Here is a 17704-nt window from a genome sequence, read left to right as displayed (position 1 = left end):
TCTTTCTCATTCCATCGGGAGTTTGACATCATGACATTGCGCCGCGCAGCGATCGTTTCCCCCATCCGCACTGCAGTCGGCAGGTTTGGTGGCGGCCTTTCCTCCCTCACGGCAGGGGATTTGGGGGCGGTCATATTGAAGGCGTTGATCGAGCGCAGCGGTGTGGACCCGGAGCGGGTGGACGATGTCGTCTTCGGCAATGGCTATCCGAGCGGGGAAGCACCCAGTATCGGGCGCTGGTCCTGGCTTGCGGCGGACTTGCCGCAAAGCGTTCCGGGGTTCCAGCTCGACCGCCGCTGCGGTTCGGGGCTGCAGGCGATCATCGAGGCTGCCATGATGGTGCAAACCGGCGCTGCGGATGTCGTCGTGGCGGGCGGTGCGGAGAGCATGTCCAATGTCGAGCATTATTCGACGGCGTTGCGAAAGGGCGCGCGCATGGGAAGCGTCGAACTGCATGACCGCCTGACACGGGCCAGGCTCATGTCCCAGCCGATTCACCGATATGGTGTGATTTCGGGCATGATCGAGACGGCGGAGAATCTTGCCCGCGACTATGGCATCACGCGGGAACAGTCGGATGCCTATGCCGTCCGTTCCCACCAGCGGGCCGCTGCTGCCTGGCGGGAAGGCCGGTTCGCCGATGAGATCGTGCCCGTCTCTATCCCCGCAAAGCATGGCGATCCGGTGGTTTTCGACCATGACGAGGGCTATCGCGCCGATGCGTCCATCGAAACGTTGAGCGCGTTGAGGCCGATCGAGGGTGGCGTCGTCACGGCGGGAAATGCCAGTCAGCAGAATGACGCTGCCGCTGCCTGCCTGGTCGTGGCAGAGGACCGCTTGGCCGAACTTGGTCTCGAGCCGGCCGGCTGGTTCGTCGGTTGGGCGGCGGCGGGATGTGACCCGTCCCGGATGGGCATAGGACCCGTGCCGGCGGTGGAGCGCCTCTTCGCCCGAACGCGTCTAGGCTGGGACGACATTGACCTTATCGAACTGAATGAAGCCTTCGCGCCGCAAGTGCTGGCCGTTCTCAAGGCCTGGGGCTGGGCGGAAGACGACGGTCGACATGACAAGCTCAACGTCAACGGATCGGGCATTTCGCTTGGTCATCCCATTGGCGTCACGGGTGTCCGCATTGCCGCGACGATGTTGAACGAAATGCGCCGGCGGGACGTGCGCTATGGCCTAGAGACCATGTGCATCGGTGGAGGTCAAGGATTGGCGGCGATTTTCGAGCGATAGAAAGGCTGTTTGAGGAGGGACCTGTCGACGCCGGAGGGGCATCCAACTGATGCGCGCGCCCGGCGATCCGGGCGGCGGGGCTGGGACTTGAAATTCTTCCAATCGTTGTGGTGCGGGCCACATGAGGCTGAAATCGATCCGCGGTTTAAGATAGGCTCATTTCACATCAGCGCTCATCAGAAATTGACTAGTGAACGAGGTTTTTTGAGCCGATCTCATCGTCCCGAAGATTCCCGGAATCGTCCGTCAGCGAGAGAAAGTCGTTATCGAAGAGCGTCTTCGTGCGCTATGTATCTGAATATATCGAAGTATATCCGAACCGTTAAAATTCCCGCTAAATTTTCTTGACCTAAAAGTCTAGTACATTGTATCTGTATCGGAGCGGGAGATGATTCCATAAGGGCATCCGGCGCTTCACAATGCGTGCAGGCAAGGCGCAGGCGGCATCGTTCACCGTGGCGCCGAATCCTGCAAGCAAAAAAATAAGGAGGAGGAGGGGAGACCATGAAAGTGCGTCATACTTATATCCAATTGTCGTTGGGCGCAGCGGTGCTTGCCCTGGCAGTGAGCGCGGGTCCGGCCCAGGCGCAAAACGAGCCAGCCACCAATAATGAGATTGCCGACAGCGATATCATTGTTACGGCGCGCAAACGCGATGAAAGCATTCAGGACGTGCCGATGTCGGTCCAGGCGTTGGGTTCGGAGCGACTGGAAAAATCGCGCGTAGTCGCGGTCGAGGATTTGCGCCGCTTCTCACCCAACCTCAACATTCGGAATCGGATGGACAACACGCCGGACGTGTCCATGCGCGGCGTGGGCGTGTTTGGTCTCGTTCCCGGCGTGGGCTTCTATGTGAACGACGTACAGGTATTTGAGGGGCAGACTGCCCGATTTTCGGACCTGGAGCGTATCGAGGTGCTGAAAGGCCCGCAGGGGACACTGTATGGCGGCAGCAGCATCGGCGGCGCGATCAAATATATCACCAAGCGCCCGACCGACCAGTTGGAAGCGCAGGCTACAGTGGAATATGGCAACAAGGACACGAAATATATTAGTGGATCGATCTCCGGTCCCGTGTTTCCCGGCCTCAATGCGCGCATTTCCGCCTTTCACACCGAAACGGATGGCTTCCTTTGGAACCCGACCCTGAACATTCATGCCGACAAGGGTCATGAGAACGGGGCCAGGTTGACACTGGCCCATGACGGAGAGAACACCACTGTCACCGCTTATCTGACGGGCAACTGGTTGCGTACCGGTCGTTTCAACCTGTTCCAGACCCCGCCGACGCCCTATGTCGTATCCTATCTGGTATTTAATGACTTCGCTTCGAAGTTTGACCGGGATATCTATTCCGGTTCTCTCAATATCGAGCATCGTTTCAACGACTCGCTGGCGCTGACTTCGATCAGTTCCGCCTTCAAGGCGAAATATTCGCGTCTTGCGGATACCGACAAACTTCCGACCTTCATCTCGCACTCGCGGGCCACGGCTCGGCGCTCAGTATATAGCCAGGAACTGCGCCTGGGCAGCCTTGGGAGTGATGCGTTTCAATGGATCGTCGGAGGCTTCTTCCAGGCTCAGAATCCGGACAATTATTCGGTGAGTATGCGTCCCGGCCGTGCCGATCGCTATAGCGACACGGAATTGCGTAATAGGGAATATGCGATCTTCGCCAATGCGACCTATAAAACAGGCTATTGGAATTTCGAACTGGGTTCCCGTTATGGTTTGTCACGCAACAAGATGCGCGATCCCCGCATAGATATCTCGAACAGCCAGAAGGCGAACTATTTTCTACCCAAGGCATCGATATCTTATCATATCGACCCCGACGTCATGGCCTTTGCCACGGTGTCAAAGGGCTTTACGCCGGGCGGTGTGTTCGAGTTGACTGGCAATGACGGGGTCAACATCCTGCGAACCTATAATCCGGAAACCAGCTGGAACTACGAACTCGGCCTGAAGGCGACCTTCCCGGGCGGCATCCGCTTCAACGCGGCCACCTATTATATCCGCTACAAGGATCGCCTGTATCAGAATACCGAGCTTTCCAGTAATTCGGGCCAGGCGCTGACGGTAATCCGCAATGTGGGGCCGTCCACCAACTATGGTATCGAACTGGAACTGGCCGCGCCGCTGACCCGCGACCTGATGCTGAACGCGAATTTCGGCATGGGCCGTGCCCAATGGTCCCGCGGCGCCATCTTCGTCGACCCCTATAATCCGGGTCAGCAGCGCGATCTCAAGGGGCTGGAGGTGCCGTGGGCGCCACGGTATCAGGGTCTGGTCGGGCTAGACTGGAGCCATGAGATCAGCGATGGAGTCCGGCTGGGATTGACAGGGGACATCAACTTCTATGGAGAGCAATTCTTCTATCCGGTGAACCGCTGGCAGTCACGTCCCTACCGCCTGACCAATTTGGGTGGGAGTATTGAATGGCGCAATTTCCGCCTCTATGCCAACGTCACCAACCTGTTCGATCATCCCTATAATACTTCCTTCATCAGCCCGGAAGAATTTAGCGGCAATCCGAACGGCGTCAGTGTGGTTCAGGCTGGGGCGCCACGAATGTGGACAATTGGTCTTACCTTCAAATATTGATCTTGACGAAGGCAAGTGCAGCGCGGACGTCATTGTCCGCACTGCTGTCTTGGAGAATATGGGAATCTTTCAATGAAACGGGACATTTGGCGCAGGCTGTGGAGTGTGGGTGGCATAGTGCTTATAGGGGGAGCCGTTCACGGAGCCCCTGGGTATGCCGCGGAGAAGTTCGACCTCCTGGTCTTCAGCGATGCGCTCCCCGGCAGCGCCGCCGCATATGAAAAGTGCGACGGCGAACGGCGACTGCCGGCAATGCTCAAAATGAAAGGTCTGCTTAACGCCCAGCGGTTCATACTTAACGATCCTCAAATGTATCCTGGCGTTGAAGTCAAGCTGCCTCAATATCTGACCATTTATGAGATAGAGGCTCGGAATGGCGCGGCAGCCGCGAAGGGCTTTACCGATTTTTCCGCATCATCAGCACCGCATTGCGCCGGGTATAATGCCTCCGCGACGGTGCTCTATACTTATCGTATCGCCGGTCCTCCACAAAAACGAACTGTGCCAGATCCGAAAGTCGAGGCGCAGGGGAGGAAGCCGAAACAGAGTTACGCTCATATCGTTTTTACCGTCCCACAGGACGCGATGAAGGCGCAGTTTGAACAATGGTATGTCACCCATCATATGGTTGATTTGCTCACTCGGCCAGGCTTCGTTTCTGCGGAACGCCTGCATCTGGTTGAAGCCAAAGGCCCCGTTCCGCCTACCCAGACCGCGGCTCTGTACCGATTGGAACTGCCCGTCGGCATGGCCATTACGGAGGCCCGCCCTGCGCCGCGCCCACCCGGGTCGCCGCCACATGAAGCGGGGCGCTATCTTCATCCGAACCTCAACCGGGGTTATAGCTATCGTGCCATCAGCGCTGTGGTGCGTCCGCCGCAGAAATGAGCTGTTTACGTCCCATAATCGAGCCGACCAATGGTTCACAATATAATTTTATTGATTATGCTTATTATATGATGAGAATGAAGTTTGGAGTAAGGAATAATGAAGAAAAATATCATTATTGGCGGGTTGTCGATGCTTGCGGCGGCATCCATAACTATAGCGGCGATCGCGCAAGGCCCCGATGATGCCTCCGAGACTCCAGCCGAGAAAGCCAATAAAGCCGCCGTCATCAGCTTCTACAATGCAGCGATGAACGCAAAAGACTATGCGACCGCCTCAAAATATTTTGGCGACCGTTACGTCAATCATAATCCCACCGCCGAAGATGGTATCGACGCCTTTCGAAAATATGTTGAGTATCGCAAGGAGCATCCGGAATCGCATAATGAAATAAAGCGGGCTTTCGTCGATGGCGACTTCGTGATCCTGCATGTCTTCGCCCGACTGGACCCGAAAACCAAGGGTGCTCCCCTGATCGATATCTTCCGCCTTGAACAGGGCAAGATCGTAGAGCATTGGGCGGTCAAAGGAACTTTCCCCGACAAGCCGGCCAATAATAATGGCCCGTTTTAGAGTGTTTCCTAAGCAGATGGAATCACCTGCTGACTCGGAAAACGCAGGAAAATATCCCAGAGCATGATCCGTTCAGGTTGAAGTGGATCATGCTCTAACTATTCTTTGTTTTCCGTATTTTTATGCGTGCGGACCGTTTGAGCATGTGGACAACCTCGGCGGTCATTTGCAGATCGTCTCGCATCCTCGAGGCAACATTATCCCGGCTTACGGGAACCGGCAGGCGTGCTCCATTGAGGAGCTTGGCGGCTCCGGTATCCCCGTGCGGGGCGGCCCTGGCGGTCCGCTTGATGCCGATATGGTCCTTATCCCATCATGGCGCCTTTTCCAGCGGGAAAAGCTGCCGGCCCGGACCAGATTTAATAACCTAATGGACTATTCTATTGACCTTGAAGGCAAAGCTTTTCATAGTGATAGCACTAACCACCCAAGGCCGGATTCGGCGTATCAGGAGGGGTCCAATGATCAAAGCTTTTCTTCTCGGAAGCCTGGCCATGTTGGCGACGGCTACGGCAATGACGACCGCAATGGCAGCAGAGGCCACGAACTTTCCTCCGGGTTCAGAGACGGAAACTCCTGAGGAAAAGGCGAACAAGGCGATCGTCATCGCCTTTTATACTACCGCTTTGAACGGCAGGGATTATGAAGGGGCGTCCAAATATATGGGCGACACCTATACCAATCATAATCCCACGGCGAAGGATGGTAAGGAAGCATTCAAAGAATATGTGAACTATGTAAAGGAGACGTTCCCATTGGCCCGCAATAACATTCAGCGTGCCTATGTCGATGGCGATTTTGTCATTCTCCATGTTCACGCTTTCCGCACGCCGGACAATCCGGGCAGTCAAATCGTGGACATCTTCCGTGTGGACAAAGGTAAGGTAGTCGAACATTGGGCGACGGTTGCGAAAATTCCCGAAAAGACCGCGAACTCCAACGGCGTCTTCTAGGACCGATCGGCGTTCACATTCTCTAATGCCTTAGGCGCCTGGCCCCAGTGCGACGCACCGGGGCCAGGCTCGTCACGGTTGTCTGGGCGATCCGTCCGTAGTTGGGGGTGCCCCCGTAATTGTGCGGGATTGTGCCATATGGCAAACGGGGCGGGCAGTTTAGAGTCCCGTTGGACGGAAGAATCCCTTCGGCGCCAGTCGGATGCTGGGTGTTGGACTCGAATGATAGCCTGTATCTTCCGAAAAATGAATGTTCGCGGTCCGCGTTGCGCATTTTCTCCGAAGGTAAGCTACAGTGGCGGTTGTCACATGACGTAGGGTCGTTGCCGCTTCATGGAGATCGCGCCGTAGCTGCCGATGATCCAGCCATTGGCCGGACTGAGCGCCAGATCGAAGCAAATCGAGGGCATATTGCTCCCCTCAGCCAATGAAACGAATGGCGCTGCCGCTCGCGTCGGTCACGATATGAACGCCGACATCATAGAGGCGGGACAGCATCTCTTCGGTCATGACCTCCGGTGCTGGACCAGCGCAAAATAGCCGGCCCTCACGGATCGCAACAATGTCGTCGGCAAAGCGCAGCGCCAGATCGAGATCGTGGATCGCCATGACAACCGTGCGTCCGGCGTCGGCGCGCGCGCGCAACCGTTGGACGGCATCGATGGCATGGCGCGGATCAAGCCCGGCGGTCGGTTCATCGACGATCAGCAGTTCGGGGTCCCCCACGATGGCGCGGGCCAGCATGACACGGGCGAGTTCGCCGCCCGAAAGCTGCGTCGCTGATCGATCGCGCAACGCCAGCAGATCACAATCCGCCAGCGTCTGGTCGATCGCAGGCCGCATCTGCGACGGCAGATCGCCAAAGGCCGGGAGCGATGGCGTCAGGCCCAGCGCCACGACTCGCTCGATGCTGATCGGCCAATCGACGGCGGCGCGCTGTGGCAGATAGGCGCGCCGCCTGGCCAGTACTCGTCGGCCGATCATCGCCAGGCTATCCTGGCCCAGTCGCACTGCACCGGAATGCGGCTTCAGCAGGCCGGTGGCGACGTCGAGCATCGTGCTCTTGCCTGCGCCATTAGGACCGATCACCGCCGTCAGCCGCCCCGCCTGGAAGATCATGTCGATCCCGTCGAGCACCGTCCGGCCGGCCCGGTCAACGCGCACCTGCTCCAGGGTCAGCGCGCTCATCCCGTGCGGCTCTGGATATGCAGGATCAGCCAGAGAAAGAAGGGCGCGCCGATGACGCTGATGAAGACGCCCAGGTTGATCGGCACACCGAAGACGAGCAGCCGGGTTGCGATATCGGCCAGCACGACCAGGAAAGCGCCCGCCAGCGTGGCCGGCAGCAGCACCTTGCCCGGCCGGTGCCCCACCAGCGGACGCACGATATGCGGCGCGATCAGCCCGACGAAACCCACGACTCCTGCCACCGCCGTGGCGGCGCCGACACCGAGCGCTGTGCCGAAGAGGGCGAGCAGCCGCGTCCGCCCGACGTCTATGCCAAGGCTTTCGGCCTGCACCTCGCCCAGCGCCAGCGCGTCGAGCGCGCGGCTGGTGAGCAGCAGCAGCACGCCTCCCGCCAGGATGAACGGCGCGACGAGGCGGACATGATCCCAGCTGCGATCGGTCAGCGATCCCATCAGCCAGCTCATGATCTCATAGGCCGCATAGGGATTGGGCGAGAGGTTGAGCGCGAGACTGACGCCCGCGCCCGCGATGCTGGAAATGGCCGCGCCGGCCAGGATCAGCGACAAGGTACCGCCGCTGCGCGACAGCAGCAGGGCAAGGCCTGCCGTGACGAAGCCACCGATCAGCCCGAACAGCGGCGTCGCCAGCACGAAGCTGCTCGCGAAACCGTAATAGATGGCGATCACCGCCCCGAGCGCCGCACCCGCCGATACGCCGAGCGTGCCCGGTTCGGCCAGTGGATTACGGAGCAGCCCTTGCAGCACTGCGCCCGACAGACCCAGAATGGCCCCGACCATGATCGCCAGGATCACGCGCGGAAGGCGGATTTCGATGAGGATCAAGCCCGCGAGATCAGTCTGGGGATGGGCTAGCGTCCACACCACCTCTTCGGGGCGCAGCCAGACGGTGCCGGCCAGCAAGGACGCGCCCACCGTCAGCAGCAGGAGCAGCAACAGAACAGGCAGCAGCCACCGCGCCATCATCGGGCGCCGCCCGGCGCAAAGGGCAGCGGCGAGCGCACCGCTGCCGCCGCGTTACGAAGCTGCGCGCGCAAGGCCAGCACGGCATCGCCGATCAGGGGCGTGCCGCAGACATAATAGGCCTGCCGGATATGGACCGTGCGCGCGCCCGCCCAATAGTGGCGGACCAGCGGATGTCGCGCCAGATTGACGCCAAGGCCCGGTTTCTCGTCGATCGGCATACCCTGCACCAAAAGAGCCGGCGCGGCCCGCAGCAGCACTTCGGCATCGGGCGCCCCATAGCTGGACGCGGGCGGCCGGTTGGCCACATTGACCGCGCCGGCGGCGGTCAGAACCGCATCATACAGCGTGCCCTTCGCGGCACTGAAGCCCGAGCCATCCCAGGCGGCGACCCGGACGGGAGGCGCCGGATTTGCGGCGATGACGGCAAGCTGGCGATCCATCCGCGCGATCAGGGCCTCGCCCTGGGCGGTTTCGCCCACAGCCTTCGCCACCTGCCGCGTGATCGCCCGGATGCCGGCAAAATCATTGGCCGTTTCAACCTCGATCATCGGGTAACCCAGCCGCTTGAGCAGAGCGCGTGTTGCCGGGGTGGTGAAGCTGCCCGCGATCACCAGATCCGGCTTCTGGCGAACCACCTCCTCGGCCAGGCCGTGATTGATGCCGACATGCATCGCCTCGGCCGCCATCAGCGATCCGCCGGCATTGCGCGACAGCCAGGTCACCGATGCGATGCGATCCGGCGGCAGCAGCGCCAGCAGGAGTTGGTCGGTACACTGGTTCATCGACATCACCCGTATCGGCGGGAGGGAACCAGCCGGCGCGGCATGACGAACCGCACTGCCGACCCAAACCGGCAGCGCGGCCATCAGCAATCCCGCGAGAATGCCGATGCCTCTCATCAGAAGCGGACGCGCACGCCGCCATAGGCCGCACGGCCGGGGTTCGCGAAACTGAACACTTCCTCATAATCTTCGTCGGCCAGATTCTCGGCGCGGCCGAAGATCGTCACGTTGGTGGTCAGCTTATATTCCGCATTCAGGTTCACCAGCACATATTCGCGCAGCGAGACCGGCACCGGCACATAGCTGGGATCGGTATAGGCGACGTCGCGCTGACGGCCATTATAGCGCAGGGTCAGCGTGCCTGAGAAACGCTCGTCGGTGGAGAAGACCGTCGCGTTGAAACTCGCGACATGTTTGGGCCGCCGCACTTCGACCGCGCCATTCTCGCGCGCCTTGAGATAGGTATAGGCCGCGTCCAGGCGAAGCTGCGGGATCGGCCGCGCACTGACGAACGCCTCGATGCCGTGCTGCTTCGATTGCGTCGTCCGGTTGCCCGGCGTCGCGACATAGTCAGGGGCGGGATAGGTGGTGTAGATCTCGTCCTTCAGCTTGCTGTCGAAATAGGTGATGCCGATGGTCGAATTGCCGCCGATGGTCTGTTCGATCCCGGCTTCCCAGCCTTGCGACTTTTCCGGCTTCAGGTTCGGGTTGCCGATATATTCGCCGTCGGAATAGCCGTAGAGTTCATAATAGCCCGGATTCTTGACGCCCGTGCCATAAGCGCCGCGAATGCGCGTGCCAGTGGCGAAGACATAGCTGCCCTGGACCCGCCAGGTGGTGACATCATCGAAGCGGTTATTCTCGTCGCGGCGGATGGAGCCGCCCAGCGACAGGGCATCGTTGACCAGCAGTTCATACTGGCCGACCAGGCCGACATTGTCGGTATGACGCTTGCCGTTGAAGGCGAAGGCGGGCGCGGTGTTCCGGAACTGCTCGCGCTCCACATCGACGGCGGCGGTCAGGCGATGAACGACCGTGTCGGTGCCGAAGCGCAGGCTGCTGACGAACGATCCCTTGTAGCGCTGACCTTTGTCGCCATAGTCGAATGCGTCGGCATCATAGCCCTTGCGCGTCGTATCGGTAATCTGGCCCGTCAGGCTGTTGGTCCAGCGTCCGTCGAGCGCTATATGCTCGATGCTGACGAGACCGTAAAAGGCCTTGTTCTTATAATAGGAGCCGGGACTGTCGACGGTGTAGCCGAACAGCGGGCTGGCAGGGTTGCTCTCGCTGTCATTGATATCCGCATCGGTGTAGCTGTAGCGCGCGACGCCGGTGACCTTCAGGCTTTCGGTCGGCGTCCAGATCAGCTTGGCGCTCAAGCCCAGATTGTCCGAACCGACATCGCGGGTGCCGTTGCGGGCGGTGGGCGTACCATCGGTATGATAGTAGGCGGCCGACACCGCGTAGTCGAGGTCGCCCGCGACACCGGCGGCGCGCGCGTTGCCGGTATAGGTGCCGAACGAGCCGCCTTCCGCGCGGGCGGAGAAGCCGGGGGCTTCGGCACCCGACAGGGTCATATAGTGGATCACGCCGCCGATCGCGTCGGACCCGTAGAGCGAGGATTGCTGCCCGCGCAGCACTTCGATCCGCGCTTCGGGATCGGCGATCAGCGTGCCGAAATCATATTCGCCATAATAGGGGTCGGCCGCCTCTATACCGTCGATCAGGACCAGGACATGATTGCCCTCGGTGCCGCGCAGGCGGATCTGGGTCAGGCCGCCGATCGCGCCGGTCCGGTTGACGGCGACGCCCGGCACGTCACGCAATATGTCGGACACGATCCGGGTCTGGCGGGTCTCCAGCGCCTGTGTGTCGAGAATGGTGACGGACGCACCCAGCTGGCTCACCTTCACGCCTTCGCCCGATCGGCTGGCGGTGACGACAATCTGGTCATCGCCGGCGTCGCCGGATGCGGACTGCGCATGGGCGGGCGTGGCCGCGGCGATCGCGATCATCGATGCAAATATGGTCTTCATGGTCTTCCCCCTTGGCACCCGGAGTAACGTGAAAGGCGGGGCGTCTTGGATAGTCTCCGGCCGACGCGCAACGACGGGCGGGCGCCCCTGGCACCCGTTGTCACGCAACCGCGCGGCCCCGGCCGCATAGTTTGTCGCTCAGACGGAAAACTACCGTGCCGTGACCATCCCCTGGACCAAGGCAAGAGCGACCCGTGCGCCGGCAGGTCTCCTGGCTCGCGGGTCACAGCTGCCTGTCAGGGCGGCTGGCTAAAGATCATCGCGTCAGCGCCCCTGGATCTCGACCGTGATATGGGCAAGCTCATGCACAGGTCTTAATCGTGCCCGCACCATTTCCGCGTCGAGCGGCTCATCGCTCGCCAATGTGACGATCGCGCCATAGGCGTCGGGACCGAGGCGCCAGATATGAAGATCGCGAAGATCAAGACCGCGCACCTCGTCCAGACAATCCAGAACCTCTTCCTCGATCTGGAAGTCGGTCATATCGAGCAAGGTCGCGGCGGTATCCTGCATCAAGGCCCATGACCATCGGGCGATCACCACGGCGCCGACAAGGCCCATCACCGGATCGAGCCAGATCCATCCCAGCCAGCGTCCCGCCAGCAAGGCCAGGATCGCCAGGATCGATGTCAGGGCATCGGCCAGGACATGGAGATAGGCCGCGCGCAGATTATTGTCGCTGTGCGCATGGGCGTGCCCATGATGATGGTCCTGGTCCGGGCCGTGCCGATGACCCAACAGAAAGGCGCTGGCGATATTCACGACAAGGCCGAGAATGGCGATCAGGGCCGCTTCCTCGAACGCGACATGCACCGGTTCGAACATTCGCCATAGCGATTGCCATCCGATCCCCAGCGCGACAAGGCCAAGTCCCAGTGCCGAAGCGAAGCCGGCGAGGTCGCCGACCTTGCCGGTGCCGAAGCTGAACCGCCGGTCGCCGGCATGGCGCGCCGCAAAACCATAGGCCAATGCCGCGACGCCCAATGCGCCGGCATGGGTCGCCATATGGAAGCCATCCGCAAGCAGCGCCATCGATCCGGTCAGATAGCCCGCGCCGATTTCCACGACCATCATCACGGCGGTCAGGACGACCACCCAGTGCGTGCGGCGGGCATTGTGGCTGTGATGCGAGCCGAGGAAGACATGGGAATGCGGGGGAGCCAGAGCCTGCGTCACGACGGGAGGCAATCTTTCAGGGGCTGGGTCATAAACTGTTGAGGTCAGCATCAATCTTCGTCCATCCCGTCATGAATCTTGCGCCAGAGCCGGGCGGGACCGTGCGGATCGCGCTGGCCGATCCGGCGCAAGGCGATGCGTGCCACAGTGCGGGCGCGGCGAGTTTCCGGCCAGTGGAAGAATTCCGGTGCGACCGCCGCATCAACCACCTCTTCGATTTCCGCACGCACCCGATTTTCGTCGGCAAGCCCATAGTCCTGAAGGATCGCCAGAAAATCAGCATCAAGATATGGGTCGAACGGCACAGCCTGTCCCATGGCATCGCGCCAGGGGGAGAGCGGATGCAGCATCAGCGCCGGCTGCATTCCCTCGGGTATCGGCGCATTGGCGGCATGGGTGCGGCCGGCCTTGATCAATTTGGGCAGTAAATGGGTATGCGGCCCCGACGGGCTTTTGCCGTCGGGCGCGGGAATCGGCGTATAGATTTCGACCCGGCCGAGCGGCGACAGCAGAACCCGCTGGGGCTGTGCCCGCATGACATGCGTCATCACCGGCGCGGCCGTCTCGCTGAACAGCGGTTGATCGGCCGCGGCATCCAACGCCGCGATAAGCCCATGATCCTTGGTGCGCAGGCAAAAATGCACATGCCCTCTGCCTACGCCGAGATCGAACAGATGGCTGCCTTTGTCCTCCGCACGAACTGCATCATCGTCGAGACCCAGCGGCACGATCCGGCCATGTTCGGGTTCAGGCGGAAGCGGCAGGCAGAAGGCAACGGCCTGTCCCCAGCTTTCGCCGTCGCTCGACAGCGTTTCGAAGGCGATGATCGAAGGATTGCAGTCGAGCCGGATGCGGATTGCCGCGCGCGGCGTATGGGCGGCGACATTCTGTTCTGTCCGATCCCAGATCACCGCTTCATCGGCATCGCGCATATATTCGCCGACAGCGCCGAACGTGCCGATGCTCCAGCCGTGGCGGCTGTCGGCAAGCGCCGTGGTGACCAGCTGCGCGAAGGATGAAGCATTTGTCGATCTTTCAAGCACTATTGTGTCTGGCATACCCACTCCTGATTGCGTTTAAGACGCTCGGCGCCGGGAAGGATCGGGCAACTGGCGCAGAAATGCCGTTGGGGACCTTTATAGAAGAGGCAGCAAGCCTTGCGCCGCTGACAGATTTTCGACCGCTCGCCGAAGCGCACCTCATAGATTTCGGGCATCGCCTTGTTGAGTTGCGGTTCGTCCGCCAGCATCAATCGGGTTTCCTGGACGGCCGTATCGCGGCACCCGATCCGCTCGCCGATCGCCGTATATTGCGCGGCCCAGGACGAAGTGAGCATCGACCAGAGCGCATGACGGGAATAGCCCGACCAGCGGTGCTGGCTTTCGACCAGGGCCTCGCTGAACGCCATCAGAGCGCCGCGCACGGCCTGTCTTGTCGCTGCCGCCGATGGCCGTGCCGCAAAGCTTGCCCGGCGTATCCAGATTCCTTCCACCAGGGTCGATGTGGAGAAGCGCAGCGCAAAGTCATGGATGGTCATCGCCTGCCCCAGCACGAGATGCGCGGATGCGATCGGGCCGGCCGCCCAGCCATAACGCAGCATCAGCGATGCCGCGGCTGCCCGGCGATTGGCCCCAAAACCGGCTCCGGCAAATCGGTCGAGCAGGTCCGCCAGCGGCCCGGATTGAGGATCGGTCAGCGCCACCGCATCGATAAATTCGTCGCCGTCGGGGGGATCGTCGGTCACGCGCAAATAGGCCGTCGCCGCCGCCAGCGCCGCCATGTCGGACGGCGCGTCGCCCACCCGCGCACGCATGGGCGTCAATGCGGTCATGCCGCCGTTGCCCAGCCGAAACCGGCGCTGCTTTCGTCAAACGCCTCGGGCATTCGTCCCAGATAGCGGCGCGCGATATCGCGCCACATCGCCAGCCGCGACCAGTCCGGCGCATCGGCCAGCCTGTCGCCACCCGCCAGGAAGGGGTTGGCGAAGTAAATGGACAGCATCGGCGCGCCTGCGCCGTTGCGCATCTCAAATCCCCAGCTATTGGGCGCGCCCTGCGCGTCGAGCGACCGGAACAGGCTGGCCTCTCCGGGGCGCCGTTCCTGCAATGAAGCGGCATGGGCCGTATCCGTGGGCGCCGTGCCATCGGCACCGATGCAGAGATGAAAATGCGGCCCGCCAAAGCCGATCGTCAGATAGCCGCCGGACAATTCGATCCGGTCCGGTGCGACGGGGCAGGACCATTCATAGGCGGCGCCCGGAATGATGGGGCCAAAGATGATCTGGTCCCAATAGGTCTCGAAAATATCGGTCAGGATGCGGAGCAGATAATCAGGCGCCGTGGGGAGCATCCACCGCTGCGTCGCGGGGCGGCCATGCCGGTCGCGTTCGATCACGGGTTCTAGCGGTATCGTCGGCGCAGTCATGAATATCCGTCTCCATCCTTCATTGTTTTTGGGCGACCTTCCCCGGAAAAAGCGCGACCTGGCGGCAATGCCAGGTCGCCATGAGAGGGGAAGGAAAAGTTGAAACGTCCGCAAATGTTCGCGGCCGCCGGATGTATTCGATGCACTCCTCTGCTGTTGTGTCTCTTCCGATGGCAGGTGGCGGCGGCTCGATCACGTTAGTTACGGTTAACTCCAACGGTAACGGCACGTTCGCGACAACGTTGCTGTGCAGATTCGCTATTTGGTACGGTTGTCCTGGCGGCGTCTCGAACCGCGTCGCGCGCGTGCTTGCGCGGGCCGTTGCCGTTGATAAACGGCAACGGCCCGCTCGACCGTCCTCCGCGGACTTGCAACGACCCCAAGTTCATGTGCCAGAGCATTCCAATGGGTCTTGGCGGCATTCGATCCGACTTCACTGGCAGCAGAAGCGCGAGCAAGCCCTGCTAATAAACAGCGCAGCATTACTTGACATACAAATCTCTACTTAAATGATAGAAAAATCGTCCCTAACGCTGGAGGACGATAGCGATATGGCATGGACAAGGCGGTGGAAGGACAGGTTTGCCCGGTTGCAACATGCCGCCCGGCAGGAATTTCTCCGCGATCCGACGGTGACATTGTTCGAGCGCGACGGCGGAGGCGCGCGCGGACGGGACGTGGCTGGCGGTCGCTGAGATGTTTTCCAGACGCAATCTGCTGGGCGCGGCGGCGGGCAGCGTGCTGCTTTCGGCCTGCGGTACTGCCGGCAAGGGCCGCCCGGCCTTGCGCGTGTCGATCACCGGCAAGGGCGATGGCGATACGCGACTGCTGTTCAAGGCTGCTGGGATCCAGCCTAGGAACTTCGACCTTGTCTATAACGAGTTCCAGTCCGGCCATCTGGTGGTCGAGGCGCTCAATGGCGGATCGCTCGACTATGGCGGGATGAGTGAGATTCCGCCGATTTTCGCGGCGGCTTCGACCATCCAGAGCTTTCGCCAGATCGCGGTCGCCCATGGCGACGTCAACAACCAGGTGGTGCTGGTGCCGAAGGGATCGAAGGCACGCTCGATCGCTGACCTTAAGGGCAAGCGCATCGGCTATGTTCGCGCCACCACCGCCCAATATTTCCTGATCCGTATGCTGGAGGAGGCAGGGCTCAATTGGGACGACATCACCCCCGTCGCGATGGGCGTGTCGGACGGTGCGGCGGCTTTTTCGCGGGGATCGCTCGATGCCTGGGCGATCTACGGCTACCCGATCCAGCGCGCGATTGCGACCGATGGCGCGCGTATATTGCGCACGGCCTATGGCATCCTCTCGGGCAATTATCTCGTTTCCGCCCATGTCTATGCGCTGGCCGATCCGGGCAAGGCGGCAATCATCCGCGAATATCTGGCGCTGGTGCAGCATGGCTTCGGCTGGGCCGCGGCGCATCAGGAGGAATGGGCCGGCATCGTCGCCCAGGATATCGGCGTGCCGCGCGACTATGTGCTCGATCAGTTCCGTCGCAGGAGCGCGACCTATGAGCTGCGCCCGGTAACACCCGAGGCGATCGGATCGCAGCAGCAGGTCGCCGATGTCTTCTTCAAGGCCGGGCTGGTCCCCAAGCGGGTGGATGTCCGTCCGCTCTGGGACGCCCGCTTCAACGACGCCATTCCCAAGAGAGGCTGATATCATGGCCACCCAGGCAATTTCCGTGCAACCGCTGCCGCCCGAAGGATCGGTGCCTGCCGACCAGCTCGATCGGCTGACCCGGCTGCTGGCGGCCAACGCCGAACATTATGACCGCAGCGCCGAGTTTCCCCGCGCCAATTTCGACATATTGGCGGGGCAGGGGCTGATCGCGCTCACCGTGCCTCGTGCGCTGGGCGGGCGCGGGGCGTCGGTGTCCGAAGCGCTGCGCGTGCTGGCGGCGGTGGCGAAGGGCGACCCCTCGACCGCGCTGATCCTGTTCATGACCTATCATTATCATGCCAGTCCCACGCGCGCCCAGGGCTGGCCCTTGCATATTCATGAGCGGCTGGCGCGCGAGGCCGTGGCGGGCCGGGGCCTGATCGGCGGCCTGCGGGTCGAGCCGGAACTGGGGACGCCGGTGCGGGGCGGTCTGCCGGCCACGATCGCGCGGCGGACGGCGGATGGATGGGCGCTCAGCGGCACGAAAATCTATTCGACCGGATCGACCGGGCTGGACTGGTTTTCGGTCTGGGCGAAGACCGAGGAGAATGACCTCCGGGTCGGCAATTTCCTGATCCGATCCGACAGTCCGGGCATCACCATAGAGCCGACATGGGATCATCTGGGTATGCGGGCGACGGTCAGCCATGCCGTCCATTTCAACGATACGCCGACCCCCTTGGATCATGCGGTCGACATTCGCCGTCCTGAAGACTGGGCGGCCGGCGCAGGCGATCCCGGCCCTGCGATCTGGAACGCGCTGTCCATCTCGACCATCTATGATGGCGTGGCGCGGGCCGCGCGCGACTGGCTGCGAGCCTATCTCAATGATCGCGTGCCGACCAATCTGGGCGCATCGCTTGCCACCCTGCCGCGTGTCCAGGAGAAATTCGGTGAGATAGAGGCATTGCTTCAGGTCAACCGCACGCTGATCCGAGACGCAGCCGTGCGGCATGACGCGTGCGATCCGCCAGGCGCGGGCGAGGTCAACATGATCAAATATGTGACCACGGCCAATGCGATCAGGGCGGTAGAGATTGGTCTCGAACTGACCGGCAATCCGGGGATCAGCCGGAAGAATCCGCTGGAGCGTCATTATCGCGACGTGCTGTGCAGCCGTATCCATTCGCCCCAGACCGACACGATATTGATCGCCGCCGGTCGTGCCGGGCTGGGGAACTGAT

The 17704-nt window shown here is 61.4% G+C and carries 16 protein-coding genes; 8 read left to right on the top strand and 8 right to left on the bottom strand.

The features are described 5' to 3' along the window. Positions 1-30: 30 nt before the first annotated feature. The 5 genes from AC58EF_RS07840 (at position 31) to AC58EF_RS07820 (ending at position 6257) form a co-directional block, all read left to right on the top strand. On the top strand, positions 31-1239 hold the full coding sequence (locus tag AC58EF_RS07840) for an acetyl-CoA C-acetyltransferase (RefSeq protein ID WP_497275809.1): 1209 nt from the start codon (positions 31-33) through the stop codon (positions 1237-1239). Between the two features lie 504 nt (positions 1240-1743). Beyond that, a complete protein-coding gene (locus AC58EF_RS07835) occupies positions 1744-3843 on the top strand; it encodes a TonB-dependent receptor (RefSeq protein WP_497275808.1) in 2100 nt (699 codons plus the stop codon). 72 nt (positions 3844-3915) lie between these two features. Continuing rightward, positions 3916-4731 (top strand): hypothetical protein, encoded by an 816-nt coding sequence (locus AC58EF_RS07830; RefSeq protein WP_497275807.1) that lies wholly within the window; start codon positions 3916-3918, stop codon positions 4729-4731. A 99-nt stretch (positions 4732-4830) separates the two neighbouring features. After that, positions 4831-5304 (top strand): nuclear transport factor 2 family protein, encoded by a 474-nt coding sequence (locus AC58EF_RS07825; RefSeq protein ID WP_497275806.1) that lies wholly within the window; start codon positions 4831-4833, stop codon positions 5302-5304. Between the two features lie 461 nt (positions 5305-5765). Next, the gene (locus AC58EF_RS07820; protein WP_497275805.1) at positions 5766-6257 is read left to right on the top strand and encodes a nuclear transport factor 2 family protein; all 492 of its coding nucleotides are present in this window, start codon (positions 5766-5768) and stop codon (positions 6255-6257) included. 420 nt (positions 6258-6677) lie between these two features. On the opposite strand, the gene AC58EF_RS07815 is transcribed toward AC58EF_RS07820, so the two are convergent. The 8 genes from AC58EF_RS07815 to AC58EF_RS07780 form a co-directional block, all read right to left on the bottom strand. Further along, complete coding sequence (locus AC58EF_RS07815) at positions 6678-7445, bottom strand: ABC transporter ATP-binding protein (RefSeq protein ID WP_497275804.1); 768 nt, start codon at positions 7443-7445, stop codon at positions 6678-6680. Next, positions 7442-8425 (bottom strand): FecCD family ABC transporter permease, encoded by a 984-nt coding sequence (locus tag AC58EF_RS07810; RefSeq protein ID WP_497275803.1) that lies wholly within the window; start codon positions 8423-8425, stop codon positions 7442-7444. The genes AC58EF_RS07815 and AC58EF_RS07810 overlap by 4 nt, the downstream gene beginning before the upstream one ends. Beyond that, complete coding sequence (locus AC58EF_RS07805; protein WP_497275802.1) at positions 8425-9327, bottom strand: ABC transporter substrate-binding protein; 903 nt, start codon at positions 9325-9327, stop codon at positions 8425-8427. The genes AC58EF_RS07810 and AC58EF_RS07805 overlap by 1 nt, the downstream gene beginning before the upstream one ends. Then, positions 9327-11246, bottom strand: a complete 1920-nt coding sequence (locus tag AC58EF_RS07800; RefSeq protein ID WP_497275801.1) for a TonB-dependent receptor plug domain-containing protein — start codon at positions 11244-11246, stop codon at positions 9327-9329. The genes AC58EF_RS07805 and AC58EF_RS07800 overlap by 1 nt, the downstream gene beginning before the upstream one ends. Before the next feature lie 264 nt (positions 11247-11510). Continuing rightward, positions 11511-12422: a CDF family Co(II)/Ni(II) efflux transporter DmeF gene (dmeF, locus tag AC58EF_RS07795; RefSeq protein WP_497275800.1), complete on the bottom strand. Its 912-nt coding sequence runs from the start codon at positions 12420-12422 to the stop codon at positions 11511-11513. A 50-nt stretch (positions 12423-12472) separates the two neighbouring features. Further along, entirely contained in the window at positions 12473-13480 is a 1008-nt protein-coding gene (locus AC58EF_RS07790) for a DUF6925 family protein (protein ID WP_497275798.1), read from the bottom strand. Further along, complete coding sequence (locus AC58EF_RS07785) at positions 13465-14253, bottom strand: (2Fe-2S)-binding protein (RefSeq protein ID WP_497275796.1); 789 nt, start codon at positions 14251-14253, stop codon at positions 13465-13467. The genes AC58EF_RS07790 and AC58EF_RS07785 overlap by 16 nt, the downstream gene beginning before the upstream one ends. Then, complete coding sequence (locus AC58EF_RS07780) at positions 14250-14846, bottom strand: DUF7676 family protein (protein ID WP_497275794.1); 597 nt, start codon at positions 14844-14846, stop codon at positions 14250-14252. Before AC58EF_RS07780 ends, AC58EF_RS07785 begins: the two co-directional genes overlap by 4 nt. 551 nt (positions 14847-15397) lie before the next feature. Here AC58EF_RS07780 and AC58EF_RS07775 point away from each other — a divergent pair. From AC58EF_RS07775 to AC58EF_RS07765, 3 genes are read left to right on the top strand one after another with little or no spacing between them, the layout of a single operon-like run. Further along, positions 15398-15541: a hypothetical protein gene (locus tag AC58EF_RS07775; RefSeq protein WP_497275792.1), complete on the top strand. Its 144-nt coding sequence runs from the start codon at positions 15398-15400 to the stop codon at positions 15539-15541. A 1-nt stretch (position 15542) separates the two neighbouring features. Continuing rightward, the gene (locus tag AC58EF_RS07770) at positions 15543-16517 is read left to right on the top strand and encodes an ABC transporter substrate-binding protein (RefSeq protein ID WP_497275790.1); all 975 of its coding nucleotides are present in this window, start codon (positions 15543-15545) and stop codon (positions 16515-16517) included. A gap of 4 nt (positions 16518-16521) precedes the next feature. After that, the gene (locus AC58EF_RS07765; protein ID WP_497275788.1) at positions 16522-17703 is read left to right on the top strand and encodes an acyl-CoA dehydrogenase family protein; all 1182 of its coding nucleotides are present in this window, start codon (positions 16522-16524) and stop codon (positions 17701-17703) included. The last annotated feature ends 1 nt before the right edge of the window (position 17704 follow it).

It is taken from the genome of Sphingobium sp. WR1, assembly GCF_059693745.1.
The sequence above is the reverse complement of the archived record's forward strand: the minus strand, read 5'-3'. Positions and strand labels throughout refer to the sequence as shown.

Bases quoted from the DNA above. Each gene is read 5' to 3' on its own strand.
- AC58EF_RS07840 (WP_497275809.1), top strand. From the start codon at position 31: ATGACATTGCGCCGCGCAGCGATCGTTTCCCCCATCCGCACTGCAGTC.
- AC58EF_RS07835 (WP_497275808.1), top strand. From the start codon at position 1,744: ATGAAAGTGCGTCATACTTATATCCAATTGTCGTTGGGCGCAGCGGTG.
- AC58EF_RS07830 (WP_497275807.1), top strand. From the start codon at position 3,916: ATGAAACGGGACATTTGGCGCAGGCTGTGGAGTGTGGGTGGCATAGTG.
- AC58EF_RS07825 (WP_497275806.1), top strand. From the start codon at position 4,831: ATGAAGAAAAATATCATTATTGGCGGGTTGTCGATGCTTGCGGCGGCA.
- AC58EF_RS07820 (WP_497275805.1), top strand. From the start codon at position 5,766: ATGATCAAAGCTTTTCTTCTCGGAAGCCTGGCCATGTTGGCGACGGCT.
- AC58EF_RS07815 (WP_497275804.1), bottom strand. From the start codon at position 7,445: ATGAGCGCGCTGACCCTGGAGCAGGTGCGCGTTGACCGGGCCGGCCGG.
- AC58EF_RS07810 (WP_497275803.1), bottom strand. From the start codon at position 8,425: ATGGCGCGGTGGCTGCTGCCTGTTCTGTTGCTGCTCCTGCTGCTGACG.
- AC58EF_RS07805 (WP_497275802.1), bottom strand. From the start codon at position 9,327: ATGAGAGGCATCGGCATTCTCGCGGGATTGCTGATGGCCGCGCTGCCG.
- AC58EF_RS07800 (WP_497275801.1), bottom strand. From the start codon at position 11,246: ATGAAGACCATATTTGCATCGATGATCGCGATCGCCGCGGCCACGCCC.
- AC58EF_RS07790 (WP_497275798.1), bottom strand. From the start codon at position 13,480: ATGCCAGACACAATAGTGCTTGAAAGATCGACAAATGCTTCATCCTTC.
- AC58EF_RS07785 (WP_497275796.1), bottom strand. From the start codon at position 14,253: ATGACCGCATTGACGCCCATGCGTGCGCGGGTGGGCGACGCGCCGTCC.
- AC58EF_RS07780 (WP_497275794.1), bottom strand. From the start codon at position 14,846: ATGACTGCGCCGACGATACCGCTAGAACCCGTGATCGAACGCGACCGG.
- AC58EF_RS07775 (WP_497275792.1), top strand. From the start codon at position 15,398: ATGGCATGGACAAGGCGGTGGAAGGACAGGTTTGCCCGGTTGCAACAT.
- AC58EF_RS07770 (WP_497275790.1), top strand. From the start codon at position 15,543: ATGTTTTCCAGACGCAATCTGCTGGGCGCGGCGGCGGGCAGCGTGCTG.
- AC58EF_RS07765 (WP_497275788.1), top strand. From the start codon at position 16,522: ATGGCCACCCAGGCAATTTCCGTGCAACCGCTGCCGCCCGAAGGATCG.